Source organism: Microcoleus sp. B13-B6, from assembly GCF_036705405.1.
Taxonomy (GTDB): Bacteria; Cyanobacteriota; Cyanobacteriia; order Cyanobacteriales; family Microcoleaceae; genus Microcoleus.
Map to the genome: position 1 here is coordinate 26,263 of NZ_JAUBUJ010000006.1, position 26,921 is coordinate 53,183.

A 26,921-nucleotide genomic window follows, 5' to 3' on the forward strand; every position below is an offset into this window, starting at 1 on the left:
AGGTGCTTCAGGTTTATTTCAAATATTTCTCGAACCATCTCAAGGCAGTTGTACTTGCAATCTCGAAGCCCGCTCCCTGGAAGGCATCAAAGTGTCCGCCTTTCAAGATTGTGAGAGACTTTGGCTCCATCGCCCGCGCATAGACAGCGGCGGCTAAGTCGGCAGGTGCAAGAAAATCCTTCTCGCCAACAATCAGGCATAGCGGGGTGGGAAAGATTGCCTCTATGTGAGGAATCGGTTCGTAATAAAGACAGTGTTCAACCGATTCAAAGGTGAGTCGATTCTCCCATCTTCCTTCGCTGGCACTCTTAGCCGATTCAACCCAATCGAAAGCGTCGGGTGTCGGTAGCAAGCTGGGTTTACCGGGTGGAGCAACTAACGGGAAGTAGCCTAATTCTCCGGTTTGATAACGTTTTACCCGGTCTTGTGAAAGCAATTTCGTGAGTTCTTCGAGTTCTATTGGGGAGGTCTGGCGGCGCGAGTTAAGAAACCCACTCACTGTAGGCATTTGTGCCACGATCACTTTCACACGCCGATCAAATGCGGCTAAATGCAGCGCGTGACCGCCGCTATAAGAAAAGCCCCAAACACCTATGCGCTCCGGGTCAACTTCGCTTTGTAGTTGAGTCCAAGTGATGGCATTGCGGTAGTCTTCCTGCTGCTCGGTAGGGATAATTTGCCCACGAGGTTCTCCCTCACTAGCACCAAGGTAGCGATAATCGAACAGCGTGACGACGAACCCAGCTTGAACGAATAACTCAGCGAACTCAGGTAGCCCCATCTCTTTGGTCAAGCCAATTCCATGAGCCATAACAATTGCGGGATAGCGATCGCCAGATCCGATTTGATCCGGAGTATAAAAGGTGACGGAACAATGAAGACCTTTACTTTCAAAACGGGTTCTTCTTTGCATAGCTGCTGTGGGAGTTAGTAAATTTGTTGGAGATTGCTTGTTTTGAAGTGAGTTCCTTATATGCTTTGTTATTGCCCGGTATATCCACTTTTTGTCATAAAGCGAATGATATCGTTAGCGATCGCATTTCCTTCTTCTTCCAGGGCAAAATGCCCTGTATCGAGTAAATGAAACTCAAGGGTTTGCAGGTCGCGCTTGTAGGGATAAGCACCTTCGGGGGGAAAGATAGGGTCGTTCTTACCCCAGACAATCAGGGTAGGGGGTTGATATTTGCGGAAATACTCCTGCCATTGCGGATATAACGGTGGATTAGTGCCATAGCTATAAAACAGCGCGAGTTGAATCTCATCGTTACCGGGGCGATCCAGTAGGGATTGATCGATATTCCAGTTGTCCGGGCTGATCTTCTCAAGATCGCTTGCGCCCTGGGTGTACTGCCACTTTGTCATTTCCCGTGTTAAAAAGGATCTGAGCTTATCGGCATTCTCAGGAGAAGGGTCTTGCCAATACGCTTTAACCGGATTCCAAAATTCGCCGCGTATACCTTCTTCATAGGCATTCCCGTTTTGGACAATCAATGCTTCCACTCGCTCTGGAGCTTTAGCTGCAATCCGAAAGCCAATGGGCGCACCATAATCCATGACATACAGGCTATAACGCTGGAGATCGATGGCGATAATAAATTTCTCCACAATCTGCGCTAGACGATCGAACGTATAGTCAAACTCATGCACCGTTGGCATAGAACTGTTCCCGTAGCCCGGATAATCAAGTGCAACTAAATGGAAGCGATCGCTAAGTGCGGGAATCAGATTGCGAAACATATGAGAGGATGTGGGGAAGCCATGCAACAGCAGAATTGTGGGATTACTACCGGAGCCAGCTTCTCGGTAAAAGATATCTAAACCATCGATCAAAACTGTGCGATATTTGGTCATAAAATTACTCCAGGAACTCATCTTTGAGGTCAATTATTTGCAGTAGTAATGGCTGTTATCAACGGAGCGAAATTCCAGCGATCACTATACCGAATCCCATTAATAAACAAAGCTGGGGGAGCCGTTATTCCGCTGTGGATACCACTTTCGATATCTTGATTGATGCGCTCAAGATGTATATGGTTAAACATATCTTGCAGAAATTGGGAGATATCGAGTCCTACATCGTTGGCATACTCTACTAAATAACCATCTGCTAACTGTTGTTGATGGATAAACAAAATGTCATGTATTTGCCAAAACTGACCTTGGACAGCAGCCGCTTCAGCCGCTTCAGCCGCACGTAGAGCTTGAGAATGAATTTGGATCTGTGGAAAATGACGGAAAATCAAGCACAAATAATCCTCTCCCAACGCCCTACTTAGTTGTTGCCCAATGACTTTCAGTAACCGATAAACATCCGCACTTTCTTGACATTGATAATCTCCATACATCACCAGTATCACGGCGGCTCTTAACGTACCCTGTTGATGATCCTGGGTTGAAGGAGGGACAAATAATAAACGGTGTTTACGGTCATTGTTCACTGAAACCTCCGAGGGGAAGTATGTTTACCGCAAGTGATACTTGCAGTGGGCTACGCCTAGATTAGGCATCTCCAAAAATTAGAGGAAGTTAAGCAATGCAGGATTAACCAGATCGGCATGAGTCCAGTTGATGGCATGGGAGCCACCAGGAATTACGACCAATCGGCTGTTTTTAATTAGCTGTGGCAGTCTTGCTGCTGTAGATTCAAAGGGCAGGATGCGATCGCTATCTCCATGAATGATTAGAGTCGGCACATCAATGCGGGGTAGATCATCGCGGAAATCGGTTAACCAGGAGGACACACAATCCAAGGTACCCTTCGCAGAGGCATCGGCTGCCACATTCCAATTCGCTTGAATCGCTTCCTGGCTGATGCGGTCTCCCAGCAATACATCGACATTGAAAAAATCTCTGAAAAATGCGGAAAGATAGGCAGGGCGGTCTTCCACAATGGCTTTCATAATGCCATCGAAAACGCTTTGGTCAACGCCTTCTGGATTGTCATCCGTCTTTAACAAAAATGGGGGAACGGGAGCCATTAGCACCACTTTTTGCACCCGTTCTGAGCCGTATTTACCCAGATAGCGGGTGACTTCACCTGTTCCCATTGAGAAGCCAACCAACACGGTATTTTGCAAGTCAAGCTGGGTCATAAGGGTATTGAGATCGGCAGCAAAGGTATCGTAGTCATAGCCAAAGGAGGGTTGACTGGAGTTCCCAAATCCTCGGCGATCGTAGGTGATCACCCGATATCCTGCGTTCAGCAGAACTAATACCTGCTTCTCCCAAGAATGACCGCTCAACGGAAATCCGTGAATGAGTACAACAGGTTGCCCTGTTCCCAGATCTTCGTAGTAGATATCAATGTTTGCAGTGTTTTCTTGACCAACAGTAATGTAAGGCATGAGAGGTTTCTCCTTTGTAAGTTGATTGAGTTTTTGCCCGTGCTAAAGAGTTGCTTTGCGGGTTAGTACAGATCCTTTACTCCTACCAATTGTCGCGGTCGCGAAGTGTGAGCTTGGCTCAATTGCCTACTGCCAAATACTCCAGGTGTTCTGGATTTTGCACGTTGTACCGGGTCATCAGGGTTCGGCGAGTCCGACTGGCTTTAATTAAATCCGCTGCTTTTTCGCCAATCATAATAGTGGGTGCATTCGTATTGCCTGTTGTCAGAGTTGGCATGATAGAGGCATCGACGACACGCAAGCCATCTATTCCATGTACCCGTAGTTCAGGGTCAACGACCGCCATTGAGTCAGTACCCATTTTGCAGGTGCCGACCGGATGGTACATCGTATCGCAAGCATCTCGGACGTAAGCGGCAAGCGCCTCATCACTCTGCACATCAAGACCAGGAGCCAGTTCCTCTCGTCGAAACTGATCAAAGGAATGGGCTCCAAAGATTTGGCGCAACACTTTAATTCCTTCGACCAGTTTTTGGACATCGGTTTCACTTTGCAGATAATTAAACCGAATCAGAGGTGGGTCTTGAGGATCGGATGAACGCAAATTGATACTGCCAATGTTTTCAGGGTGGGTCAAAGAAGCAACCCCAAAGAATCCTGTACCAAATCGGTTAGAACCGGGGGGGGCCCACAAAATCGGGCCTGAGAAACACTGTAAATCGGGTACAATAGCTGAGTTATTCTGACTATGAAAGTACAATCCCGCTTCAGCGATCCCGCTACTGGTACCGACAGGGTGAACATCCTCCGTTGCTTGATAGGTAATCGGAGCGAGAACGTGGTCTCGGAGATTTTGACCGACTCCTGGTAGATCTACTACGATCGGAATGCCCAATGCTTGCAGATGTTCGGCATCACCAATACCCGAAAGCAACAAGAGTTTGGGCGAGTCGAATGCACCTGCACTGACAATCACTTCCTGATTGACATAAACCTGATGTAGTGTGCCTTCGTGGCGGTATTCCACGCCAACGGTGCGATCGCCCTCAAACAACAACCGGGTCACTAATGCACCTGTCGTGATGGTCAAATTAGGACGTTGGAGAATCGGCACAAGGAATGCTGCTGCTGCACTGTGGCGCTTCCCTTCTTTGACGGTTAACTGATAAAGCCCTGCCCCTTCTTGTTGACGATCGTTGAAGTCAGGATTATTTTCATAACCCATTGCGATCGCGCTATCGACAAAGCATTGAGACGTTACAGCCGGAGTCGCAATATCAGTGACGCTTAACTCTCCATCCACTCCATGATATTCAGAGGCTCCCCGTTGCTGATGCTCCGATTTCTTGAAGTAGGGCAATACATCCGAGTAACTCCAACCGGGATTTCCTAATGCTTGCCAATGGTCATAATCGTGGGGATTCCCTCGGATATAAATCATGAAATTAATCGAACTGCTACCCCCCAAAACCTTGCCACGGGGACAAAAGATTTTGCGATTGTTGAGATAGGGTTCCGGTTCAGAGAAATAGCTCCAATCCACCTCAGAACCGAGTAATTTCAAGCATTCTGACGGGATTTCAATTTCTGGTTTCGGATCGGGATTACCCGCTTCGAGGAGTAACACCGTTGTTTCGCTGTCTTCTGTCAGACGGTTAGCGACCACGCAGCCTGCTGAACCAGCCCCAATCACAATGTAGTTATAGTGAGTCATTTTAATTAACCTGGTTTGCTCAAGTTTTGTGCTTTTACAGGCTCTAGCGGTAGAGCATCCAGCCCTGTAAGGGGTTACAAATTGATCACGATTTTGGTGACAGCCGTGCCCTGCTCTACTGCTTCGTGGGCAGACAGCGCTGTTTCTAATGTGAAATGGCGAGGGTCAACGACGGGACGCAACTGATTGGCTTCTGCTAATTGGGTCGCCTGACGCAGAATCTCGCCATGATGAGCGCGACCTTTGCCCGTCAAGAGTGGCAGAAGCACGAACACGCCTGAGTACGTTGCAGCCTTGCGCGAGATGGGCAACAGAGAATGGGTTCCCCAGCCGTAGTTACTGACGACGTGACCATAATCGCGCACGGCTTGAAACGCATCATCCAATGTGGAGCCGCCCACCGAGTCGTAGACCACATCAAAGCCTTGACCATCGGTAAAGGTTTGTACAATCTGCGCGATCGATGTACTGCGATAGTCGATGGGTACGGCACCCAGTTGTCGCACCATGTCATGTTTTGCTGTGGAAGCTGTCGCAAACACTTTGGCACCCCGCGCTCTGGCAATCTGCACAGCAACATGACCCACACCGCCAGAACCGCCCATTATCAGGACTTTCTGACCCTCGCAGACATTCGCTCGATCTACCAGTCCTTCCCACGCGGTCAGAAATACTAGGGGTAAGGCAGCGGCTTCCCGCAGGGTGAGGTTAGTCGGTTTTTTGGCAAGCAAGTCAGCATCGACCGCCGCAAACTCAGCCAATGAGCCTTGCAATCCGCCAACTCCGCCCGTCATTCCATAAAGCTCATCGCCAACCTGAAATGCGGTAACATCTGATCCCACTGCTTCAACGATTCCAGCCAAATCAATTCCTAAAACGGCAGGAAAGACAGGTTTTGCATGAGGCGCTTTCCCAGTACGAATTTTGCTGTCGAGCGGGTTGACACCACTCGCTTTGATCCGCACTAAAACTTGATTTGTAGTGGGTTCTGGGCGGGGAATTTCAGTCGTCCGAAAGGTCGCAGTTTGAAAATCATCTACAATCAGAGCGTGCATCGTTGAGGATGACTTCATTGTTCAACTCCTGAATTGGTAGATCTATAATTGATGGTTTCAGATAACGTCTGATCTCTTGTGTTTTCTTGCTCAACATCGGTGTTCTTCGGGGCGAGAGCGCCTTACAGCCCGTCAAATCTGCGCCATTCCACCATCGACAAACAGTTCAATCCCGTTGACAAAACTGCTGTCATCAGACGCTAGAAAAACGACCGCTTTCGCAATATCATCGGTTGTACCAACTCGTCCCAGTGGAATAGCACTGACTGGAAACTGCTCGTCACTTAATCCCAAGCGATAGTAACTCGAAGTCGGAATCACCCCAGGACTAATAGCATTCACTCGAACCTGATGTTCTTTCAGGTCAAGTATCCAAGAGCGAGCAAACGATCGCACAGCGGCTTTGGTCGCACTATAGACACTGAGGGCTGGAATACCTGTCATCGAAGCGATAGAGGCGTTCAAGATAATGGAAGCCCCTTCCGACAGCAGCGGCAGTGCCTTCTGCACAGTAAATAACAACCCTTTAACGTTGATATTGAACGTTGTATCAAAGTGTTCCTCTGTGATGGAGCCGAGTGGAACAAATTCACCAACGCCTGCATTGGCGAAGACAACATCAAGGTGTCCTTGCTCTTGCTCGATCGTGGCAAACACCCGATCGAGATCCGCCAGTTTGGAAACATCACTCTGAACACCCCTGACATTTTTACCGATCGCATTTACGGCAGCGTCTAGTTCAGCTTGGCGACGACCTGTAATGAAGACATACGCACCTTCAGCGACAAAGTGCTTGGCAGTGGTAAGACCGATGCCTTCGCTGCCACCCGTAACCAGAGCCACTTTTCCTTCGAGTTTTTTCATGATGAATCCTGTGATTGTTGAGGAGCAGCCGTTGTATCCTTCCCCAAAAGTCCAACGATCAGGCGTAGGAAACTTGGTTATATCTGGTTGTATAGCGACTAGCTGGCACTGCGCGGGACAGGTTGGGAATCAGAGCTTGACGTGCGCTTTCATAGGCATCCCATTGCTCGCTATCTGGGAGGGAAGGAATAGTGACGAATTCCCCCTGGTCAAGACCTGCAAGGGCGGCATCAACCATGTCATCAACTGACATCACGATCTCTTGGGGCAGGTGTTCAACGGGTGTACCAGCAAGGTTCCAGAAGTTTGTGCTGGTCGCGCCTGGAAGAACAACCTGAACTCGGATTCCTGTATGGGTCAGTTCATGGCGTAACGATTGGCTGAAGGCTAAAACAAAAGCCTTTGTACCGCCGTACACACCATTGAGAGTCTCAGGAGACACGGCGACGATTGACGCGATGTTGATAATTGTGCCGGAATCACGGGCAACAAACGCTGGCACGACGGCATAGGTCAACCGCGTCAGCACCTCAACATTTAGTGCGATCATTTGACTCATATCAGCAATGTTTGAGTTCAGCAGCGGCGCAGTTGCTCCGACACCTGCGTTGTTCACCAGCAACGTCACATTTGGATCGTTGTGTAGCCTCTGTTCTAACTTGTGTAGATCATTGGGGTTCATTAAATCTGCAACGAGTAATTCAACCTTGCGTCCTGTGTCTGTTGCGATCGCATTCGCCAGATGCTCAAGACGCTCTTGATTCCGAGCAATTAGTAACAGATCGTAGCCACGACGGGCGAGACGGTTGGCATAGACCGCACCGATCCCGGCAGATGCTCCGGTGATCACAGCCAGTCCTTTAGAATGTGAGTTCATTGGTTTTGTCCTTGCTAAATTAAGTGCAATGAGGCGATCGCAAACTTACTGTCCATGTAAATGCTGCTCATCTTTAGTTGACGGACAGGGGAGCTCCAACAATCCACGTGTCGTACTGATATGCAAGATTCGTCCAACCTTCGGGCGGTGTTTGACCGATTTGGGGGAAAAAGTCATCAATTTCGCCTGGTACAAAGAGGAAAAGCATCCGAGCCACTCCCGGCCCTAGGTTCACCCATCCATGCACGCTGTTACGGGGTACAACAACCGATGTTCCAGGCCCGACCTCGAACTCTTCACCCGCGCAATGAAAGCGAAATCTGCCTTCAATTACTTCAAATATCTCTTCCCTCTCTTTATGATAGTGAAGTGGCGGGCCTGAGAACGGTGGGGTACGCACTTCGAGGATTGTGAAAGCCCCGCCGACATCTTTGCTGTGTACGTGGATAGCCATTTGCTCACCAGGCATTGTATCGAACCAATTGAGGTCTTCGCCCCGGCTGACAATTGCAACTTTGTTTTTACTCAATTCGGTGTTCATCATTTTATGTCTTATAATTGTGAGACTGAGGATCAAAGCACGCCATTACTTGCAACGATAATTGCTGCCATCAACTCTGTTTGCAATCCTGGGGTGAAGGTGAAACAAATAATTAACAGTGTTTCTGAGGAGAAGTCTGTTTACCACAAGTGATACTTGGGTTAGACTACACCTACATTCCTCTGTGTGCCATCTGTATTCAGCAAACTTAAATCTTGCAACCCAATTGCTATGTATGTTTGCATAAATTTAATATAAGAAATTGACTCTGGGCTGTCGTCCACTCACAGTTGGCACTTTTATTGAATCGCATGGATGATCGCATAACCCATCTCATTATGGAAGACTAACTCCAACTTTAGTTGGAATTGAAAGTTAACCGAAAGCACAGCTTACAAAGTGATAATTCCTCGTTTAACTGCAACAATCACGGCTTGAGTGCGATCGCTTACTCCCAATTTACTGAGAATGCGATTGACATGGGATTTGACAGTGCTTTCTCCAATAGTTAGAGCAGTTGCAATATCTGAATTACTCATTCCTTGCCCCATTAAACGCAGTACCTCTAGCTCTCGATCGCTCAGTTCAGGGTTACTCATGCGCTGCACTAGCTTTGCCCCCACTTCTGGCGGAATGTACTGCTGACCGCGATTAACCATGCGAATGGCATTGAGAAGTTCGTTGGGTTTTGCATCCTTGAGCAGATAGCCTTTCGCACCTGCCTGCAATCCGCGATAGATATCTTCATCGCCATCATAGGTCGTTAGCACAATAATTCGGGCAGGTTTAAATTGAGCACAAATCGCAGTAATGGCTTCCACTCCTCCCATCTGCGGCATTCGTAAATCCATCAAAGTCACATCCGGTTGATGTTCGCTAAAGTGAGCGATCGCCTGTTGTCCATCTTCTGCTTGAGCAATTACCGTCATTTCAGGATCTCGGTTAATGATAGTTGTCAATCCTTGTCTCACAATGGAGTGATCGTCAACAATTAAAATACGAATTGTAGCGGATTGGTCGATCATGGTTCTTATCCTCGATTGACGATGACAATAATTTCTGTTCCTTGCCCGAGTTGGCTTTCTATTCTCAATTGCGCTCCAATTCGCTCGGCTCGTTCGCTCATGCCTAACAATCCAAATCCCCCAACCGAGGGAATGCTACCGACACCAAAGCCTTGTCCATTATCTTTGATGCACAATGTAGTTTGTGCATTTCCATAGACTAACTCAAGGCGAATTTCGCCAGCATTTGCATATTTAATTGCATTTGTCAATGCTTCCTGCCCAATTCGCAGTAAGTTATTCTCCACTTCGGCGGGTAAAGGATAAGCTGTACCCTGAATTTCGTAGATCAAAGCCGTATCATCGGTAGCAGATCTCATTTGCGTCACCAGGCGATTGAGGGCACTCGATAAATCGCCTTCTTCTAACAACTGAGGGCGGAGTGCTGTGACAGATCGACGAGCCTCAGTCAGTCCGATTCTTGCTAATTCATCGATCATTTCCAAGTGTGCCTGTGTTGCTTCTAAATCATCGGTTAGCACTTGGGTTGCTGCACCTACTTGAACCAAAATGCCTGTAAATGCTTGAGCCAGTGTATCATGAATTTCCCGTGCCATACGGTTGCGTTCTTCTAAAATTGAGGCTTCTTGGGCACGTTTGCGTTCACGCAGTGCAGCGTTTCGCTGTTCGCTGATGTCTGTGTTTAGAGCATAAAATCCTATGACTTGAGCATTAACATCGAAATCGGGGATTAAGGTTGTACTGAGATACTTTTTGCCCGATGGCAAGGGGATTTCTGCTTCAAAGGTTGTAATTTGTCCGGCTAACGCTTGGTTGATATAGGGTTCAACCATTGGATAGGTCATATCATCCACAATTTCCTGAATAGACTTGCCTAAAATTTCGTCTCGACGACAGCAACACCAAACCTCGTAGGTGTGGTTGACAAATCGATAACATTGGTTAGCATCCATATAACCGATACCAACAGGCAGAGCATCTGTGATCAGCCGTAATTCTTGTTCTCTATCGCGCAGTTCGGCTTCACTTTTCTGTAAAGCTGCTGTTCGTTGGGCAACCTGCTGCTCTAAGATGCGATTGTAATCGGCTAACAATTTCTCGGCTTGTTTTCGCTCGGTAATGTCTTGAAAGGTAGCGATCGCATAAGTCACATTGCCCTGCTCGTCAAAGACAGGAGTTGCCCACACCTCAATGGGGATTGTGGTGTTGTTGCGGTGAATTTCCATATCATCAACTCTAGTGCGTTCACCTCTTATCGCTCGGATAATTGGCATTCTTTCAGTTAAATATTTTTGATCCGTTCCAGCTAGATAAATTTGATACTCCTGTGCAATTTGATGGGGTGTCACAGAAGGATCAATATCTTTACCCAATAGCTGAGTTGCTCGCTGGTTGAAGTAATAAGGGCGACCCGATGTATCTGCAACTGCAACACCAACTGGAATTGCTTCCAGAAATTGAGTCATTTTACTTTCGCTCTCACGTAGCTTTGAGTAGAGCCTAGCATTTTCGATCGCAGTGGCTGCTTGAGTTGATAATAGATGTAAAACTTGCGATCGCTCTGGTGTAAATGCCCCAACCGCTAATTGATTTTCAAGATACAACACGCCAACTAGCTTGCTTTGATTCAGTAGTGGCAAACACAGGACTGATTGCGTTTGATAACGTTGAATGTAAGAATCATTAATAAAGTTGCCTTCATGAGTTGCATTATTGAGAATGACTGATTCATTAGTCCGAATTACATACTGAATAATTGACTCAGGTAAGCGATTTGCTATTGGAATTGATTGCAGCACTTGTGTCGTGCCAACTTTTTCACCTTCCGCCAGTTCACAGTTCGCTTCGATCGTCCATTCTCCTGATTTTTCCAGAATTAGGAATCCAATTTGTGCACCAGCATTCTCAATTAAGATTTGCATCAAGGAACGAAGCAACTGCTCCAGTTCAATTTCCCGAGAAATGGCTTGTAATGCTCTTACCACTGTTGCTAAATCGAAAGCAATATGTGAGGTGTTAGAAGTATTTCCAGCAGTGGTGCGAACTGGTGTGGGAACCACATTCATCTGTTGAGGAAAGAACTGTGGATAGCGGATTTCTAAATCTTTGACTTTTGCAACTGCTCCCCATCGCTCATAGCAATAGTGAGCCTCTTTCATGTAGATCTGAGCAAACTTTTCCAAACCTCGCGCCAGATAATGCTTGGCTGCCAATTCATATGCTAACGCCTCTTCCTGGATGTATCCATTTTCTCTGGCACCTTGAATCGCCTGTTCATAAAACCTTTCTGCCTCCAGCAACTGACCCAAAACTCGCACTTTCTCTGCTTGCACCAAATTATATTTATGCAAATAATTCATTGGCGCATAATGTGCCCACAGTTTTATTTTTTCTTGAGCAACAAACACTTTTTTAAGGATTTCTTCCTGCGCTTCGGTGCTGCTTTCAGAATATGTAGCGAGTCTTGCCAAAGAGTCATAGAGGTAGTACAAAGGTTCAATAGGGGTCGCTGTTATTTGGATTAAATAACGTTCAGCTATGATTGAGTTTTCAACTGCCTGAGAATACTTAGAGAACAGATAGCATAGGAAGAGTTTGTTGAAATAGACGATAAAGATTGAGGTTCCATTATTTGATGCTTCCTGTTGTGGTAATCCAATTTCTTCATTGTAAGATTTGCCAATGAGACAGCATGGATTGACCGAGTATCCCATCAAATTTAAGACAGTCTGCTGCCATATTTGAGTCCCGGTGAGTGCTGTTTCCTGTTTGATCTGACAGATTGCTTCAATGTATGTCGCCATCTCGCGTTCAACCTCGGCGAGTTCTTTTCCAGCGACAAAGGCATCGACGCAGTAATTGTGAGCGCAATAGCTAGCAAACTCTAAGTCCCCAGTTTCTATCCCGCTTTGATAGCCTTCTAGTAATGGCTTTAGTAATTCTCTAATATGTTTTTTCCAGAGATTGATAAACTCATTCACGATGAACAATGTCCTAGCTCTGAGTGAATGGGTATTTGACTGCGACAACAACCCCAAAGCAAGCTGTCCAAACTGGTAGCCAGACTCGATATCTCCGATCGTCCCACAAAGAATTAACCCAAAGTTGGCATATACAAAGGGAGACACAGAAGCATTGCCATACTGAATTAACAAGTTGACCTGTTTAGACACAAGCAGAGGCATCAAATCGGGAGCAGCAATATAGGCAGCAAGCGTGATGCTTGACAGGATTCGCATCGCCGCCAGATGGTTCGGCTCGGTCATTTGGGACAAATAGAGTAAGTCCGCGATCTGTTTCTCACTAAAGAGCGATGTGATTGTGTTTAGTTCAAGGCGAATATCTAATTGACTTGGTGTTTCGGGAAAACTAATCCCCATCTGCTGCAAAACTTGCAATGCAATATTGATTGCTTCCAATGGCAGACTCTGCGCCATGAATGTTTGAATTTTGACTTCGTAAACTTTTACAATGTCGAGAACTGTTTTAGCTTCCTGTAAAACGATCGCTGCCAAGTATTTCACCTGCTCAAAATCGCCACACAAATAGGCGACTTCTGTTGTTTCTGTATATAACTCTAATGTTAAATCATAGTTTATTTGCCAGCTTGAAGCTGCCAGCCAATCTCTCCCAGTAGCTAAATATTTTTTTGCCACACCATAGGCGATCGCAGCCTTTGCCTTCTGACCTGCCAGCAGATTCAACTTGACAATTTCATCACGTTCTGATCGATCGGTAACCAGTTCGAGCCCATGATTGAGATGATCGACAATTTCAAATAGCCCGTCTGATAGCGATTCTGATCCAGTCTTCTCAAGTAAATTGCGCCCAATTTGAAGATGAACTGCCTGTCTCTGCGCCTGATCAATTAAGACATATGCCGCTTGCTGGACGCGATCGTGCAAGAATTTGTAATCCTGAACCAAGAGTTGTTCATCTAACTGGGATGTCGGCACAATTAAACCTGACTGAGCCGCTGCTATCAGTTGCGGGAAAATTTCCCTAGATGGGCTTTCACAAATGATAGAGAGGGTGCTTAAATCAAAATCAGCACCAACACAAGCGGCGAATTGTAAAACTTGCTGGGTTTCTGGAGGCAGCTTTTTCAGTTTGCCAAGCATCAAGTCCACCACATTATCGGTGATGTTCTTGGCTTCAATGTGAGTAATATCCCATCGCCAACTGAGATTTTCTAGGTCGAAGCTTAACAAGTTCTCTGCATAGAGCGTTTTCAGAAACTCATTGACAAAAAACAGATTCCCCCCGGTTTTTCGCAATACTAATTCTGCCAGCGAGATGATTGTACTGATGTCACTGTGTAATGTGTCTGCAATCAGTTGTGCGAGCGCGTTTAGTCCCAACGGTGCTAACGTAATTTGGCTGATAGGTGCTCCCTCTTTTCTGAGCCCCTCCAGCATTATCGTTAGTGGATGTGAGTAGTTCACCTCATTATCTCGATAGGCTCCAATCAGAAACAGATATTGCATCTGGGCATCCGTCATTATCAACTCGATCAACTTGAGTGTTGCTGAGTCTGCCCACTGAAGATCATCCAGAAAGATCACTAACGGATGTTCTGCTGAACCAAATACCCGAATGAACTGCTGAAAGACTCGATTAAAACGATTTTGAGCTTCCGTTGCTCCAACTTCCGGTACAAGGGGCTGCTTGCCAACAATCAACTCAACTTCAGGGATCACATCAATGATGATTTGTCCGTTGCTTCCCAAGGCTGTGAGGAGACGCGATCGCCACTGTTGCAACTGCTCATCGGGTTCACCCAGCAGTTGTTGCACCAATTTTTGTAGGGCATGGGCGATCGCACTGTAGGGAATATTGCGCCCAAATTGATCGAATTTACCAGAGATGAAATAGCCGCGCGTTTGGGTAATTGGTTTATATATTTCCTGGACTAACGCTGACTTGCCAATTCCCGCATAGCCAGACACTAACATCATTTCGACTTTGAATTTTGTTTCTGTATTGTTGGGTAAAGCAGCGACCCGATTGTACTCTGGACATCCTATGCGAACGAAAGCCGCTAGTAAGAGTGCAAGTTCTTGCTCTCGTCCATATAGTTTTTGGGGAATTTGAAACTGACTAGAAACGTCTTGAAGCGCCAGTTGAATGGTGTCAATTTGACCTGTTTCTGTGAACTGACGAAGACAGATTTCTAAATCGGCTTTGATTCCCCAAGCACTTTGATAACGCTCTTCAGCATTTTTTGCCATCAGTTTCAAAATAATATCTGAAACTGGTTTTGGAATCGTTGCATTCAGTTCGTGAGGTGGAATAGGCTGTTTGGCAATATGACAATGGACTAGCTCAAGGGTGTCTGTTATGGGAAACGGCAGATGTCCAGTTAAAAGCTCGTAGAACGTCACACCGAGCGAGTAAAAATCGGTGCGGTAATCGAGGAAACGGTTCATACGCCCGGTTTGCTCTGGAGAGAGATAAGCGAGGGTTCCTTCTAAAACATGAGGGCTTTTGAAACTCGGATTTGTGCGGTTAAATTGGGTAGCAATCCCGAAGTCAATAATTTTGACAACGCCTGTGTCAGGATTGAAAACAATGTTCCCAGGATTGATATCCTTATGAATGATATTGCCTGCATGGATTTTGCCCAGAATATCTGTGAGGTCGATCGCCAGACCCAGAAACGTCGATAAGGGCATGGGGCAGAAGGTTTCTGGGCGCTTGTGCTTCCATTGCTCTAGGGACTCTCCGCCAAAGTCTTCTAAGAAAATAATGAGTGTGCGTTGATAGTCCTGCTGACTGTATGCCTTAACCACTCCTTGCAGGTTGAGGGAGCTGGTAATTTTATATTCCTGTTTGTAGCGGATTAATTCTTGAGGGGATGGATAATCTTGTTTGAGCATTTTTATGACGATCGCTCGATCGTCTTGGACGCTGATGCCCCGATACACTAGAGAATTAGAACTTTCGTAAATTTTGCTGAGAATAGCAATACCCGGTAGAGCAACCATAGAGCTTCTCTGGATGAGTACGATGGGAGATACCTCAAACTATAGAACCCATTGAAGATTTTTAGCGAGATCGGTTGAGCAGCCGATCGCCCCGCCAAAACTCTTTTTAGCCGTGATGCCCATGCAGTCGATATCGACGTACAATCAGCCACCGATGCCGTGAGACTCATCAAACAAGCTCAATCAGTAAGACAAGGCCCGCCCCAAGCAGTGATGTTTTTGAGTCGGGCAGTGAAAGGAACGAAGCTCAAAACCGAAGCAATGGAGTTGTTGGGAAAACTTACACCCACCATCAAGCCGTACTCAAATCGGTGATTCACCAAAAACAAGTGATTGCTGATTCTTCGGGTCAAGCAGCTACTGTGTGGGATTTGGGCGGTCAACCAGCCTCATATTCTGGCAAAGAGTACAGCCGACTGTTTAAGGAAATCATGGGAGTGTTGAAATAATGAGTACCAAGAAACGCAAACCGCTCGGCAGCGCGATGGAAGAGTTTGTCTTCGGCGATCGGGAAACTACACCCGCACCAACAGCACCCGAAGTTGTATCGCAAGCACCAACATCAACAGCATCGCAAACACCCGAAACAGTGGAAGCTGTATTGCCAGCACCAACCCAACCATCACCCGAAGCATCCGCACTAGAATTCATCGCCGTTCAATTAAAGGAAAACAGCCTGACTCACCGACTCCAAGCACCCGACAAAGAAGCCACGGTCAGGTTTACCGTTGATATGTCCGAATCTCTGCACCGCAAACTGTCGATGTTGGCGGCTAGGACGGGGCGCAAGAAAGTGGATATAGTGCGGATGTTACTAGAAGATGGGCTTAAGGAGGTTGAGGGGTAGGGTTCTCTGGATATTGTGCGATCGCTGTACTCGGAGTGGCGATCGCTCGGAGGAATTGACTGGGTTAAGAAACAGAAGTTTTCCCAACAAGTGGGGAGCTTCCAATGAAAACCTGGTATCTCTTGAACTTTGACGATCGCCCGTTTCCCTTTAATTAGCTTGCCCAACGACTGGGGAGTATTTAGCGTTAACTTCCGTAGCTGCGATCGGTTGTTTCTATTCAACCAGGTTTAAAAGATTTAGGTTTGCAGAATTCTGAGATTGTCAAAACAGCGGACGATTTGGTTTTGGTGACTCCATAATAAGCGATCGTGTCTGCCCCAATTCTCGTAGGAGAGTTTCACCAACAATATAATAAACCCGCCACCCAACGACTGAAAATAGTTAAATTTTGCCCCAAGTATGGGGCTTTTTTTGTGCTTGTTAATTCTTCACAATTCGGATTAATTGCAGAAATTTGAGTTGTAAAAGTTTGTCTTTGAAGTTTTCTCGATGTTGAAAACTTAGAGCTTTTGGCACTACAGAAGGCTCTGATTTTTGATTTCTGTTTGCGGTGTCGTGTGAAGTCGAAGCCTCCTTCGATTCCGCATTAATAGAAGACTTCGACACACTTTGTCTTAGCTATGTATTTCTAGCAAGTGACAAGTTAACTTGCTAGACAGTGCCGTAACCCTTCGGCTGGGGGATAGGACGATGCCTTAAGGACGTTCACTCTATGCGGTAGAGGCGTCCCCCAAAATTAGACTATTAGAAATCTAGTCTTTTGTCAAGAGCTATTTATGGTTGCCCTTAAACTGTCGCATTAATAGAAGACTTCTACTAATTTTGTTTTAGCGTTTCCATTCAATTAGTTTCCCCAGCGAGTGGGGACCAGGATAGCAATGCAGTATTTTCAGGCAGGAGCGATGTTTCCATTCAATTAGTTTCCCCAGCGAGTGGGGACGCTTTTTGTTTCACAAGCAGGATTGTGTAACAACAAAGTATTGATAACGTTTCCATTCAATTAGTTTCCCCAGCGAGTGGGGACTAGGATTCTGCGGATATTACGAACGCTGGATTAAATGTTTCCATTCAATTAGTTTCCCCAGCGAGTGGGGACTTACTTACTTCGCAGGTCTTTCACTAGAGAACAAAGCGATGAGGTTTCCATTCAATTAGTTTCCCCAGCGAGTGGGGAGCCTCAGCAGTATCGAAGTTGTGCGAACCCCAAAATCTGAGGATGTTTTGTTTCCATTCAATTAGTTTCCCCAGCGAGTGGGGAGAGTTCGTCGCACAGACCATACCCTGAGCGGGATTCAGCCGTCAAATCGACGCACCGCTAAAATATAGCATAGGTAAATGAGAAAAAGCATCGAACGATAAGCCTCAAACCCAATCCCTGCAAAGCATCGACGCACCTCAACCAAATCATAAGGGTTACACAGACCAAGCGAGGTGCGTCGATATTGGCTAGATTAGTCTCCTAAACTCAATAGTGTTTTCCGGTCTAAGACTTTAGCTGGTAGATGGAGGCATCCTGAAATGGCATCCTATGTCGGCTCTAGGTCTGATTAACTGGTACGATCGTCTAGCCGCAACAAGAAACATATCAGCCAACCGTAGCCCATTGCTGGAATATAAATGTGTCGTTACTTAGACTGCTGAGCTATCAGTTTTGCTGATTTCATCGGTGTATTGTCTGGCAACTTCCCCTGTTTGTTGACCTGACAGTGTTACCTACACCGGATTAGAGCATTCTTAGCAAGAATTTGTTGTTTAAGTCCCGTTAGCTGTATCGATCGACTAAATCTCTCGCTGCTTGTCGGTGTTTTTCTACCAAACTCAGCGGGGAAAGCACTTGGGCGCTATCCATATATCTGTTCACCCACAGACTGAATTCGTTGAGGGAGCGATCGGGCAAGTCGATCTGATAATCCACATAAGCGACTTTGCCAAAACTATTCTTCGGGCCTTCTCTAATCTTTTGTCGCGGATGCCGCCGATCGCCCTCTAAGATAAATCCCACCACTTCCTCAAAAAACCGCACCCTCACTTTTTCTAACTTCAGCGTACCCTGCAATTCAGCCTGCTGTTCCTCTGGATTGCCTAAGAACAACCCCCAGCCGTTTTTTAACAACTTTTGAGCTATTTTCAAACGTTGTCCTTGTAAAGCTAAGCCACGTCCTTGTAAATCAATAATTTCGCAGTAATCGGTAAAGCGATTGACCCGTACTACCTTCAAGTGTCCGTTGTCGTAATTTTCGCAAATCAGGTACCAGGCGATATCGTGATAAATCAGTTGCAGGGGCCAGATGCGGTGGAAACCAATCTTGCCTTTACCGTAAGGATCGCTTTGGCGGTGAAGTTCGATCGCCTGACCCCGGACAATTGCTGTTTCTACGATGTCTAGTTTGTGAAATAGGGTATTGCGATATTCTTGGCGATCGAGCATTTCTACAGGGTCGGTGTAAATAATCGCACGATTTAGTTGTTCGCGAACGGGATAGAACAATTTACCTTTGAGCTCGATATCTAATCCGCGCAACCGTTTAGTGAGTTTTTCACAAATTTGGCGGGCTTGAGGATTTCCTTGATATTTGGCTTGAGATGCTATGGCTTGAAATGCGAATAGTAGTTCGTCGCGATTCATTGCACCAGTGCCGAGATAATATCCGAAGCGATACATTCGTTTGTCAAGGATTCCGTAGTGGCGCAGAGTTTCTAAATCTTTGCGAATCGTAGGAATTGCAGGATAGTTTTCTGGAAAATCAATGCTGGTGGCGATGGCGGCAACTTTCTGTAATTGAGATTGAACTTCTAGGAGGGCATCGTGATATTTAGTGTCGGAGGTTTCGGTGTCAGAGTGTCCGATGCCCGGATGGTTTACCAATGTGGCGATGAGGAGCATGATGCGATCGAACGTTAGTTTGTCGGCATAGGAGTGAGGAGTTGGTTTTTTTGCCATGATGGGGGTAAGGCGTGTAAAAGTCAAGGAAAAGACAATATTGACACAAAAATATAGAAAAACCTCAAAGCCGTTATTTAGAGAGCTGTAGATTTTTCAAGAGATTTGATAAATATTGTAAATTGCGAGACTCGAAGCTGGCTCGACTGGTATATTGAGTTGAGTAGAACTTAAGCAGTTAGCGACTGGGGACACTACCAGCAGCATTCAGGTGGGGATTGCCCGCCTTAAAATTGAATTTATGTCTGCATACACTGCGATCGCCTTTGCCCCCGTTCAAGGCTTTATCGAGAAATCCCGCAAACTCCGAGATTTGTATGGGGCCTCACTGATTTTATCTTTTTTAAGTTCTAAGCTCGTACAGAAAGCAGATCCTTTAGGACTTAAGGTGATTTCTCCTGGATTGCCTAATATGCCAGAAGGAATGCCAAACCGAATTCTCATTAAGGGAAAATTTGAGCGCAATGATGTCCAAAACACTCTCTTAAAAGAATGGCAAGAAATCTTAAAGGTTTGCCGCGAGTGGATAGAAAACAATCTTGACATCCCAAAAGACCAATATTACTGGTCACAAACCGAAGATAAAAAAGGCAGGCAAAAAGGAGAGTGGGAACGATGGGGAAGCTATACCTGGGAAATTTTTTGGGGATACGGTGAATCTGAAAGAGAAGCCATCAAAAAGGCAATGGATGACTTGGAGACTCGCAAACTAAAACGAGATTGGACAGCTATCAACTGGATTGGTGAGAGTTCAAGTTTGACGGGGACGGATGCGATCGCATGGCATGAACTAGGTAAAGAGTCAAAAGAACCAGGGCGAACGCTCACAAAACAGGAACAGGAGTCACAAGAACTTTTTTATCGCCGATTGTCTTGGCTGCTAGACGACCCAGATTACAGGGTTGGGAAACCAAGTCTATCGCTGGAAAAGTTGAGAGACTATGAAAAATCTAAGCCTGATGGTATTGGCAAATATATTGCTGTCAACGAACGTCTGAGTATTCCCGAATTGGTCAAGCGTTTAGTCACCTACGACAAAATAGCTGATGCTATCGGGATGCAGAAACTCAAAAAACAACCAGATGACCCAGAGTTCAAAGATATTCACCGTGAAGCTGGATACTGGACAGGCTGGTTTATGGGAGATGGCGATCAAGTTGGAGATAAGCTTAAAGAACTTGCCACACGCCCTGAAAGTGATGAAAATAAGCAAGAACATGACCTCAACCGCTTCACTGAGTTAATGAGGCAGTGGGGGAAAGATTTTCAGGATAACAGACATCTGTTTCCTAAAGGTAAAGGGCGTGTTATCTATGCTGGTGGTGATGACTTTCTCGGAGTGCTTTACAGTGAGAAAACTGATACACAAGAAAACCCTGAGAAAGTGAAACCGATAGAGGCCTTAAATTGGCTGTTAACGCTAGAAGACCACTGGAAAGAGCATCAAACCCAAATTAAGCAGGAATTTAATCTGGCTCGGAATTTTACCTATAGTGTAGGTTTTGTTTGGGCGGGGCATCAGGTTCCACAGCGAGATATTTTACAGCACTGTCGGGAGGCTGAAAAACGGGCAAAAAGTTTAGGGCGCGATCGGCTTACAATGCGAGTAGTTTTTAACAGCGGTCAATTTGTGCAGTGGACTTGTCCTTGGAATTATCTTCATGTGTTGAGGAATTATCGCGATCGGGATGGTAAAACTTGGGGGGAAGAACCCAATTGGACTCACCTTTACAATGATTGGGCACAACTAAAAGCACGTCATGCTATTCGGCTTCAAGAAATAGAAGAGCTTTCTATAAACAAGGAACTAGCTCTTGTCATATTCAATTTATATTTCGATAACGCGGGAGAGAAGTTTAAGCAAGAAAGGAAATGGAGCGATTTGGCAGGGGATAACTCTAACTCTGCGATCGTGAATTGGATCGATGACCTTGTTCAAGTGGGATGGCAGTTATGTCGAAAGAATTCCAATATTTAATTGCGGTTTCTCCCTTGGGATTCATGTATGGCAGTGCAGGAGCTTTTCTGTCTCCAGAGAATCTAGTCGGGCGATCGGGTAGTAAGTTTCCACCGGATAGCGCCGCGATCGCTGGACTGTTTTTGAATGCCAATCGCGAACAGAAGTTTGCTTCTCACCAAGAGCTTAGAGATAAGCTCGTAATTTCAGGCCCTTTTTGGGCAAAACAGGATACGCCTAAACAATTCTACGTGCCAATTCCTTGGCATCAAGTAATTGCTGATGAGCATGATGAATGGGTTTTTGTGAAAAAGAAATCTAATGAATCAGGCATTGTTCAAGGAGATGAGGATAAATGGTGTCTGGGTCAGCATCAATGGGAGCGCCAGAACAAAGATTTGAAACCAGAATATAGTTGGCAGTCGATTGATGCCTGGAATTTACCCGCAGAAGAACTGCGAGAAAGAAAAGCGATCGCCAAAGCACCGTGGGAATTTGTCTCGTTTCTGCATCCCAAAATCAAGACCCAAGAGCGTCACGTTGTCGAAAAGAACGGACTTTTCTTAGAAAGCGCCGTGCAGATTCCTGAAGATTACTGCTTAGTATATCTCTCTAACTATGAAATACCTAGTGGGTGGTATCGATTGGGCGGTGAAGGACATCTGGTGGAAATTGAAAGTCACTTTCTCTCAGAAAAACACAAAATCAATCGATTACTTAACCCTAAGAATAAGATTCAACAAGCCTTTGCTCTGATAGCACCTGGAGTCTGGGGGTCGAACAAATTATCATACCGTTACCCTAATCATCCCAGTTTCCCTCGGCAAGGACTCAAAATGTTGACCGATAAACCAGTGCCCTACCGCTATCGCATCGGTCATTCCCAGAAAGAGGAAGAAACAGAAGGTGAGGGCGATCGCTACGATGCCAAGAAAACCGGGCGACTCAGCCGGGGACGCTACGCCGTTCCCGCAGGAAGCGTTTATGTTTTCAAACATCCCCTCGAACTTACTTGGTGGGATTTCCCAGACGAGTGGTTCCCAAAAGAAGGATTTCCCCTCAAACATTTGGGGTGTGGTTTGTGTTTACCCATTGATATTCAAGGATTACCGCAATGTACCGCAAAGCTTACGGAGTAATTGAAACCCTTGCACCTGTCCATGTGGGCGCAACCGCAGGGGAAGAAACTGGCAATCTCAACCTGATTTTTCGCGATCAGTTTACGCAAACAGGGATTATTCCAGGCAGTTCTATTCGGGGACGGTTTCGCGCAGACTTAAGAGATAGGGAACCGGGCGAAGAACAACTATGGTATGGACATGAAGCCGTTGATGGTCGTTCTGATGGCGGGACAACCGAAGCACTTGTAAAGTTTGAATATGCTTCACTGGTTTGGTTCCCCGTGTTCTGTCCTGGTCAGCCTGTAGTTTGGGTAAGTTGCCCTCTACTGTTGAAACGGTTTAAACGCATTGCAGGCGTGACAGCAGATATTCCTGAACCTTACACAGCACAGAAAGGTTTACAGGGTCGGCAGATGGAAGACCGAGGCAAAATTCTCTTTTTTAATTTAGGGTTTCTTGAATTTGAGCATGAGGAGGACTTATCAGCTTGGATTCCCACGGACACAGATTTAGATGCTAATAAGTTAGTCGTGGTTCACGATAACGATATTGCCATGCTGCACGATATGGCACTCTATCGGCAAAGTCGTGTCAAATTGGGATCGAAAGAAAAACCCAACGAGAAAAAAGTTGATGGTGGTGCTTTTTTCAATACTGAAGCTTTGCCAGAAGGAAGTATTTTAGTATTTCCGATCGCGTTGAAGCAAAGCGATTGGAAACCCTTTGGCGAAAAGGAGAATTCATCAGAGTTATATTTCGGTGGTTTGGAATCAATTGGTTTTGGTCGTTGTCTTGTATCACTTTCAGGAGATTATCAGTAATGGGTTGGAAATCTTACGAACTCGATCGCGCTGCTCAAAAGTTAGTTCTCCACGCACGGGAGCGCGATCCAAAATCCCTCAATCAGTCTCATAATATGCGAATGGCTGTAGCTTATGGGTTAGAGCGCTTTTGGGGCGAACACTTGAGACTTAAAGGTAAAGAAGAAAACAAATCTATTTTCTGGAAAGAAACCTGGGATGCTCTAGAAACAATCATGGACAAGGGAGGGATGACAATTCCCAACGAGCCTTTACATCCTGACAGTAAGGGCAAAATTCCGACTAAAGAAATTCAGGCTATGTCTGAACGTCTTTGGGCACTGCCTGTGGAAGATCAGCGAGTGGCGATCGCCGTCTTGACTCAATTATGCGATTGTTTGGTGTGGTGGACACAACGCTATAAAGTTCGGGAGGGTCGTCAATGAAAGTGATTCCTAATGCACACAAAAAGATCCCCATGATGTTTCGGGCACAGGTGCAGGGGCGATCGCAACTGCAATATCTTGACCCTGACAAGAAAAGGGCTGGCGAACAACAAGATGTTGAAAGGTGGGCAGATGAATGGACTGACAAAGCTGAGTTTATTTCTACGGAAGATGCACAAGACGTACAGACTGAGACATACGGAGCAAAATCTTACCAAATCTCTTGGCGGTTTGTCTGCAATGGCGGGCAAGATGATGGAATGCTTCGTCCTGTAATCGGTGCTTCAGGGATTCCATTTTATCCTGGTAGCAGTATGAAAGGAGCGTTTCGCCAAGCTTGCGAACAAGCGGAAAAAGCAGGTGATATACCGCTAGGAACCTGTAATAATTATTGTGGCGATGAGTCTGAAATTACACCAGGGATTTTGCGGTTTCAGGGCGCTTATCCTACTAATGATTGGACACAAGGGTTACTAGACTTAGTTCATCCTCAACAGGGTTGGCAAGTTATGACTCGTGATACTGATGAGAAACCAAGAGGTGAGAGTGCATATGCTCAAGTTTCTCTTTACCAGCCGACCCTAAGATTTGCTATCTCCTGTTCTCAACCGCTATCATCCGATCGGTGGCAGCAAATTTGGCAAATTTGGGAAGCAGCCATCGCGGCCGGATTAGGTTCAAAAGTCTCTACAGGCTATGGACAAATTACCAAAACTTCTCACCCGATTGTTTATCGGGCAAAACTCAAAGGACAAGGACAAGCTGCTAAACTGATTGATGGTACGGGGGAGTTTCGCCCTAACATTTTCCGAGCTGCACTGCGCGGTCATGCCTTAAGGATTTTTGGTGGTATAACAGATACTGAAACCGCCGAAGAATTAGTACAGAACTTGTTTGGAGGTATCCAGCAAAAAGAAGCAACTGTCGGGTTGCTAGGGTTCCAATTTCATGCTTCTAAATTAGAGGTAAAATCTTTTGGCTCTGGGAAGTATGCTCAACCTGCCTACGAAGTAGAGGGAGAACTAATTTGGTTTTTAGCTAAACCATTATCTGACCCTCAACAAGAAGCTCTTCTGAAAAAGTTGGTTAGCAAGTTAATGCAGTTTGCAATGGTTATGGGAGGATTTGGTAAATCATGGCGACGAGTTGATCACCGCAAATTTTTTGAAGAATATTACGAAAATAACTACAAAGCATTGATTGGTTGTCACTGGCAATGGTTAGGAGAGATTACACAATCACGAAATCTGCAGGTTAGCCGATTAGAGAAGGTAGGTGAATTTTTAGAGATAGTCCGACAAATAGCTAGAGAGTGGATACAATCTCAAAACAAGCCGATACGACAAACTGAATGGGCACAAGATTGGCGAGAAGCTTGGCATCCAAGTAATGTTCAGGTTTGGGGTCGAATTGCAGACGATACTGATGAAAGTGCCGCCGTGCGGTGGTTCCACAAATCCTACCAACAAAAAATACAAGGCATTCAGCTAGAAGGCTCAATTTATCAATCATCTGTAACAGGAAAAATTGGGCAAATTAGTCTTATCTGGCATCGACTTTACCCTTTGATTCTTGTTAAAAATAATCCTGACAATCCGCGAAAGCCGATTATTAAACCAACTCCTCGCTATTTGGAACTGATCACGCTCTTTCCAGATGGTTCACCAGAGTCAAATGATTTTTTAGATTTTCTGAATGCTAAACCTGATGGATTTAAACTACTTTGGGGAGAGGAGCAATAATGAATATTTGGATAGTCACGATCGGTAGCAGTGATGTGCAACTTGAGAGCGATAAAAAAAATCGTGAAAAGGGCAGAACAGAGAAGCAAAGAAGTCATAAGGTATGGTCTGAATGGTATGATGAGGCGATTAAAGAAGAGTGTCACGATTTACTTTTTGAGCCTAAGCAATCTTATAAGGAGAGTGATGAATCTTACCGGGTTGAGGCCAGAGTCTTGGGAACGGTTTATGAGTCAAGTTCTTTGCAAGTACAAGAGGAAATTTGGTCGTACTTAACTTTTCCCCTACTAAATAACTTTGTGGAAAACTTCACAACATTTTATCCAGATGCGATCGCTATTCTACTAACAGATCAATCTGAGTTTTTCAAAGATAAAAATACCAGACGGAAACCGAAATCTGCTTACTGGCAAGATACTTGTAAGTTGGAGCCAATTTTGCAGAGGTATTTTCAGGATAAATTTCCACAGGCACATTACAAACCGATTTTCTTGTCTCCGACATCTAACGATAAAGGATTAGATGATTGGAATTACGTTCTCGATTTGGTGCGTGGAAACCTACGGGCGATCGAGTTTGATGGCAAAGAAATCAAAAATGAAGAAATTGAGACGGTATATGTTAGCCATCAAGCAGGAACTCCAGCAATTTCATCGGCTGTACAGTTTGTCACCTTGGCACGGTTTAGAAACAATGTCGAGTTTTTAGTTAGCAATGAATATAATCAAGAAACCAATAAAATTCCCCGTTCTACTTATCTCGGAGCTATCCAAATGCAGGAGGCTCAAGCACTTTTAAAACGCCATGACTATGCAGGTGTTCGGGATATTTTAGGATTGACTAAAACAATTCCCAGTAACCCTGAAGAAAAACGTATAAAACATCTGCTCGATGCAGGAGAACAGTGGAATTTTGCTGAATTTCAGAAGTTTAAAAAAATAGTTAACGATCGTAATTTGTTACTTAAAGCAAGTTTTCCTTGGTGGAGACTAGGCTTTGAATCTGCTTATTTGGCTTGGGTTCGTTTAGAACAAGGCAGTCCTGTCGATGCGATGTTTCATAGTTTCCGCGCTGTAGAAGGTTCAGCGGGCTTGTGGGCTGAGAGAATGTATCAGAAGCATATTCGACGAGATCCGAAAAAAGGGCTTCAACTTAATCTTTCAATCTGTGACAACATAAATAATATGAAATCCTGGTTTGAAAAGGGAAAAACAGGAAAATACAAACAAGAGATTGGTCTTTACGGTAAGTGTTTATTTTCATTACTGCGAGAGACTAATACCAATTGGCAAAGTAACCGAAATATTGCTCTTTTCTGCAACCCCCTTGATCAACATTACCAAGGTAAAGATATTTTTCAAGAACGCAATAATCTTTTTCATCGGTTGGAAGGTTTACAAGAGCAAGAAATATATGATGCTTGGGATGTTGCCAATAAAGATGAGTGGATTGAAATAGTTCTAGGTTGTCTCAACTTCATTGCTGAGAAAGATATACCAAACACGCTTGAGTCTTTAGAAGAAGCTAGCCTCATGTTCAAAGTACATCAGGAATTAGTAAATGCGATCGCCCCTAACAACCTCCAAACCTAAAAGCGATCGCCCGCCAATAAATCTGCCACAACTGCACAGATCCGCCGGGGCCTCAACCACTATCT

The 26,921-nt window shown here is 45.4% G+C and carries 20 protein-coding genes and 1 CRISPR repeat array; of the genes, 8 read left to right on the forward strand and 12 right to left on the reverse strand.

Annotated elements, in window-relative coordinates:
* Positions 1-13: 13 nt before the first annotated feature.
* The 11 genes from QUB35_RS04250 to QUB35_RS04300 all read right to left on the reverse strand — a co-directional run bounded on the left by QUB35_RS04250 (position 14) and on the right by QUB35_RS04300 (position 15,407).
* Complete coding sequence (locus tag QUB35_RS04250) at positions 14-913, reverse strand: alpha/beta fold hydrolase (RefSeq protein WP_333139682.1); 900 nt, start codon at positions 911-913, stop codon at positions 14-16.
* 68 nt (positions 914-981) lie between these two features.
* The gene (locus tag QUB35_RS04255; protein ID WP_333139684.1) at positions 982-1,851 is read right to left on the reverse strand and encodes an alpha/beta hydrolase; all 870 of its coding nucleotides are present in this window, start codon (positions 1,849-1,851) and stop codon (positions 982-984) included.
* Between the two features lie 29 nt (positions 1,852-1,880).
* On the reverse strand, positions 1,881-2,438 hold the full coding sequence (locus QUB35_RS04260) for a DsbA family protein (protein ID WP_333139686.1): 558 nt from the start codon (positions 2,436-2,438) through the stop codon (positions 1,881-1,883).
* Between the two features lie 78 nt (positions 2,439-2,516).
* Positions 2,517-3,344: an alpha/beta hydrolase gene (locus QUB35_RS04265; RefSeq protein WP_333139688.1), complete on the reverse strand. Its 828-nt coding sequence runs from the start codon at positions 3,342-3,344 to the stop codon at positions 2,517-2,519.
* 118 nt (positions 3,345-3,462) lie between these two features.
* Positions 3,463-5,058, reverse strand: a complete 1,596-nt coding sequence (locus tag QUB35_RS04270; RefSeq protein ID WP_333139690.1) for a GMC family oxidoreductase N-terminal domain-containing protein — start codon at positions 5,056-5,058, stop codon at positions 3,463-3,465.
* A gap of 74 nt (positions 5,059-5,132) precedes the next feature.
* Entirely contained in the window at positions 5,133-6,131 is a 999-nt protein-coding gene (locus tag QUB35_RS04275; protein ID WP_333139692.1) for a zinc-dependent alcohol dehydrogenase family protein, read from the reverse strand.
* A 114-nt stretch (positions 6,132-6,245) separates the two neighbouring features.
* The gene (locus QUB35_RS04280; protein WP_333300665.1) at positions 6,246-6,977 is read right to left on the reverse strand and encodes an SDR family oxidoreductase; all 732 of its coding nucleotides are present in this window, start codon (positions 6,975-6,977) and stop codon (positions 6,246-6,248) included.
* A 58-nt stretch (positions 6,978-7,035) separates the two neighbouring features.
* On the reverse strand, positions 7,036-7,854 hold the full coding sequence (locus tag QUB35_RS04285) for an SDR family oxidoreductase (RefSeq protein WP_333139695.1): 819 nt from the start codon (positions 7,852-7,854) through the stop codon (positions 7,036-7,038).
* Positions 7,855-7,927: 73 nt separating this feature from the next.
* Positions 7,928-8,398, reverse strand: coding sequence for a cupin domain-containing protein (locus QUB35_RS04290; RefSeq protein WP_333139697.1), 471 nt, complete (start codon positions 8,396-8,398; stop codon positions 7,928-7,930).
* A 389-nt stretch (positions 8,399-8,787) separates the two neighbouring features.
* Complete coding sequence (locus QUB35_RS04295; protein WP_333139890.1) at positions 8,788-9,417, reverse strand: response regulator transcription factor; 630 nt, start codon at positions 9,415-9,417, stop codon at positions 8,788-8,790.
* A gap of 8 nt (positions 9,418-9,425) precedes the next feature.
* The gene (locus QUB35_RS04300; RefSeq protein WP_333139699.1) at positions 9,426-15,407 is read right to left on the reverse strand and encodes an AAA family ATPase; all 5,982 of its coding nucleotides are present in this window, start codon (positions 15,405-15,407) and stop codon (positions 9,426-9,428) included.
* Between the two features lie 159 nt (positions 15,408-15,566).
* Here QUB35_RS04300 and QUB35_RS04305 point away from each other — a divergent pair, with 159 nt between their 5' ends.
* The gene (locus tag QUB35_RS04305; protein WP_333139701.1) at positions 15,567-15,722 is read left to right on the forward strand and encodes a hypothetical protein; all 156 of its coding nucleotides are present in this window, start codon (positions 15,567-15,569) and stop codon (positions 15,720-15,722) included.
* 133 nt (positions 15,723-15,855) lie between these two features.
* A complete protein-coding gene (locus tag QUB35_RS04310) occupies positions 15,856-16,254 on the forward strand; it encodes a hypothetical protein (protein ID WP_333139703.1) in 399 nt (132 codons plus the stop codon).
* A gap of 835 nt (positions 16,255-17,089) precedes the next feature.
* Positions 17,090-17,516: a CRISPR direct-repeat array (repeat unit 36 nt; unit sequence GTTTCCATTCAATTAGTTTCCCCAGCGAGTGGGGAC).
* Between the two features lie 503 nt (positions 17,517-18,019).
* Here the strand turns inward: QUB35_RS04310 and QUB35_RS04315 are convergent.
* The gene (locus QUB35_RS04315; protein WP_333139705.1) at positions 18,020-19,198 is read right to left on the reverse strand and encodes a WYL domain-containing protein; all 1,179 of its coding nucleotides are present in this window, start codon (positions 19,196-19,198) and stop codon (positions 18,020-18,022) included.
* A 241-nt stretch (positions 19,199-19,439) separates the two neighbouring features.
* Here QUB35_RS04315 and QUB35_RS04320 point away from each other — a divergent pair, with 241 nt between their 5' ends.
* The 6 genes from QUB35_RS04320 to QUB35_RS04345 are packed head-to-tail and all read left to right on the forward strand — an operon-like array spanning position 19,440 to position 26,856.
* On the forward strand, positions 19,440-21,176 hold the full coding sequence (locus QUB35_RS04320) for a Cas10/Cmr2 second palm domain-containing protein (RefSeq protein ID WP_333139707.1): 1,737 nt from the start codon (positions 19,440-19,442) through the stop codon (positions 21,174-21,176).
* On the forward strand, positions 21,152-22,294 hold the full coding sequence (locus QUB35_RS04325) for a type III-B CRISPR module-associated Cmr3 family protein (RefSeq protein WP_333139708.1): 1,143 nt from the start codon (positions 21,152-21,154) through the stop codon (positions 22,292-22,294). The genes QUB35_RS04320 and QUB35_RS04325 overlap by 25 nt, the downstream gene beginning before the upstream one ends.
* Complete coding sequence (locus QUB35_RS04330) at positions 22,270-23,097, forward strand: RAMP superfamily CRISPR-associated protein (RefSeq protein WP_333139710.1); 828 nt, start codon at positions 22,270-22,272, stop codon at positions 23,095-23,097. Before QUB35_RS04325 ends, QUB35_RS04330 begins: the two co-directional genes overlap by 25 nt.
* On the forward strand, positions 23,097-23,522 hold the full coding sequence (locus QUB35_RS04335; protein ID WP_333139712.1) for a hypothetical protein: 426 nt from the start codon (positions 23,097-23,099) through the stop codon (positions 23,520-23,522). Before QUB35_RS04330 ends, QUB35_RS04335 begins: the two co-directional genes overlap by 1 nt.
* Positions 23,519-25,264, forward strand: coding sequence for an RAMP superfamily protein (locus QUB35_RS04340; RefSeq protein ID WP_333139714.1), 1,746 nt, complete (start codon positions 23,519-23,521; stop codon positions 25,262-25,264). Before QUB35_RS04335 ends, QUB35_RS04340 begins: the two co-directional genes overlap by 4 nt.
* On the forward strand, positions 25,264-26,856 hold the full coding sequence (locus tag QUB35_RS04345) for a hypothetical protein (protein WP_333139716.1): 1,593 nt from the start codon (positions 25,264-25,266) through the stop codon (positions 26,854-26,856). The genes QUB35_RS04340 and QUB35_RS04345 overlap by 1 nt, the downstream gene beginning before the upstream one ends.
* Positions 26,857-26,921 lie beyond the last annotated feature (65 nt).

Bases quoted from the DNA above. Each gene is read 5' to 3' on its own strand.
- QUB35_RS04250 (WP_333139682.1), bottom strand. From the start codon at position 913: ATGCAAAGAAGAACCCGTTTTGAAAGTAAAGGTCTTCATTGTTCCGTC.
- QUB35_RS04255 (WP_333139684.1), bottom strand. From the start codon at position 1,851: ATGACCAAATATCGCACAGTTTTGATCGATGGTTTAGATATCTTTTAC.
- QUB35_RS04265 (WP_333139688.1), bottom strand. From the start codon at position 3,344: ATGCCTTACATTACTGTTGGTCAAGAAAACACTGCAAACATTGATATC.
- QUB35_RS04270 (WP_333139690.1), bottom strand. From the start codon at position 5,058: ATGACTCACTATAACTACATTGTGATTGGGGCTGGTTCAGCAGGCTGC.
- QUB35_RS04275 (WP_333139692.1), bottom strand. From the start codon at position 6,131: ATGAAGTCATCCTCAACGATGCACGCTCTGATTGTAGATGATTTTCAA.
- QUB35_RS04280 (WP_333300665.1), bottom strand. From the start codon at position 6,977: ATGAAAAAACTCGAAGGAAAAGTGGCTCTGGTTACGGGTGGCAGCGAA.
- QUB35_RS04285 (WP_333139695.1), bottom strand. From the start codon at position 7,854: ATGAACTCACATTCTAAAGGACTGGCTGTGATCACCGGAGCATCTGCC.
- QUB35_RS04290 (WP_333139697.1), bottom strand. From the start codon at position 8,398: ATGATGAACACCGAATTGAGTAAAAACAAAGTTGCAATTGTCAGCCGG.
- QUB35_RS04300 (WP_333139699.1), bottom strand. From the start codon at position 15,407: ATGGTTGCTCTACCGGGTATTGCTATTCTCAGCAAAATTTACGAAAGT.
- QUB35_RS04310 (WP_333139703.1), top strand. From the start codon at position 15,856: ATGAGTACCAAGAAACGCAAACCGCTCGGCAGCGCGATGGAAGAGTTT.
- QUB35_RS04315 (WP_333139705.1), bottom strand. From the start codon at position 19,198: ATGGCAAAAAAACCAACTCCTCACTCCTATGCCGACAAACTAACGTTC.
- QUB35_RS04320 (WP_333139707.1), top strand. From the start codon at position 19,440: ATGTCTGCATACACTGCGATCGCCTTTGCCCCCGTTCAAGGCTTTATC.
- QUB35_RS04325 (WP_333139708.1), top strand. From the start codon at position 21,152: ATGTCGAAAGAATTCCAATATTTAATTGCGGTTTCTCCCTTGGGATTC.
- QUB35_RS04330 (WP_333139710.1), top strand. From the start codon at position 22,270: ATGTACCGCAAAGCTTACGGAGTAATTGAAACCCTTGCACCTGTCCAT.
- QUB35_RS04335 (WP_333139712.1), top strand. From the start codon at position 23,097: ATGGGTTGGAAATCTTACGAACTCGATCGCGCTGCTCAAAAGTTAGTT.
- QUB35_RS04340 (WP_333139714.1), top strand. From the start codon at position 23,519: ATGAAAGTGATTCCTAATGCACACAAAAAGATCCCCATGATGTTTCGG.
- QUB35_RS04345 (WP_333139716.1), top strand. From the start codon at position 25,264: ATGAATATTTGGATAGTCACGATCGGTAGCAGTGATGTGCAACTTGAG.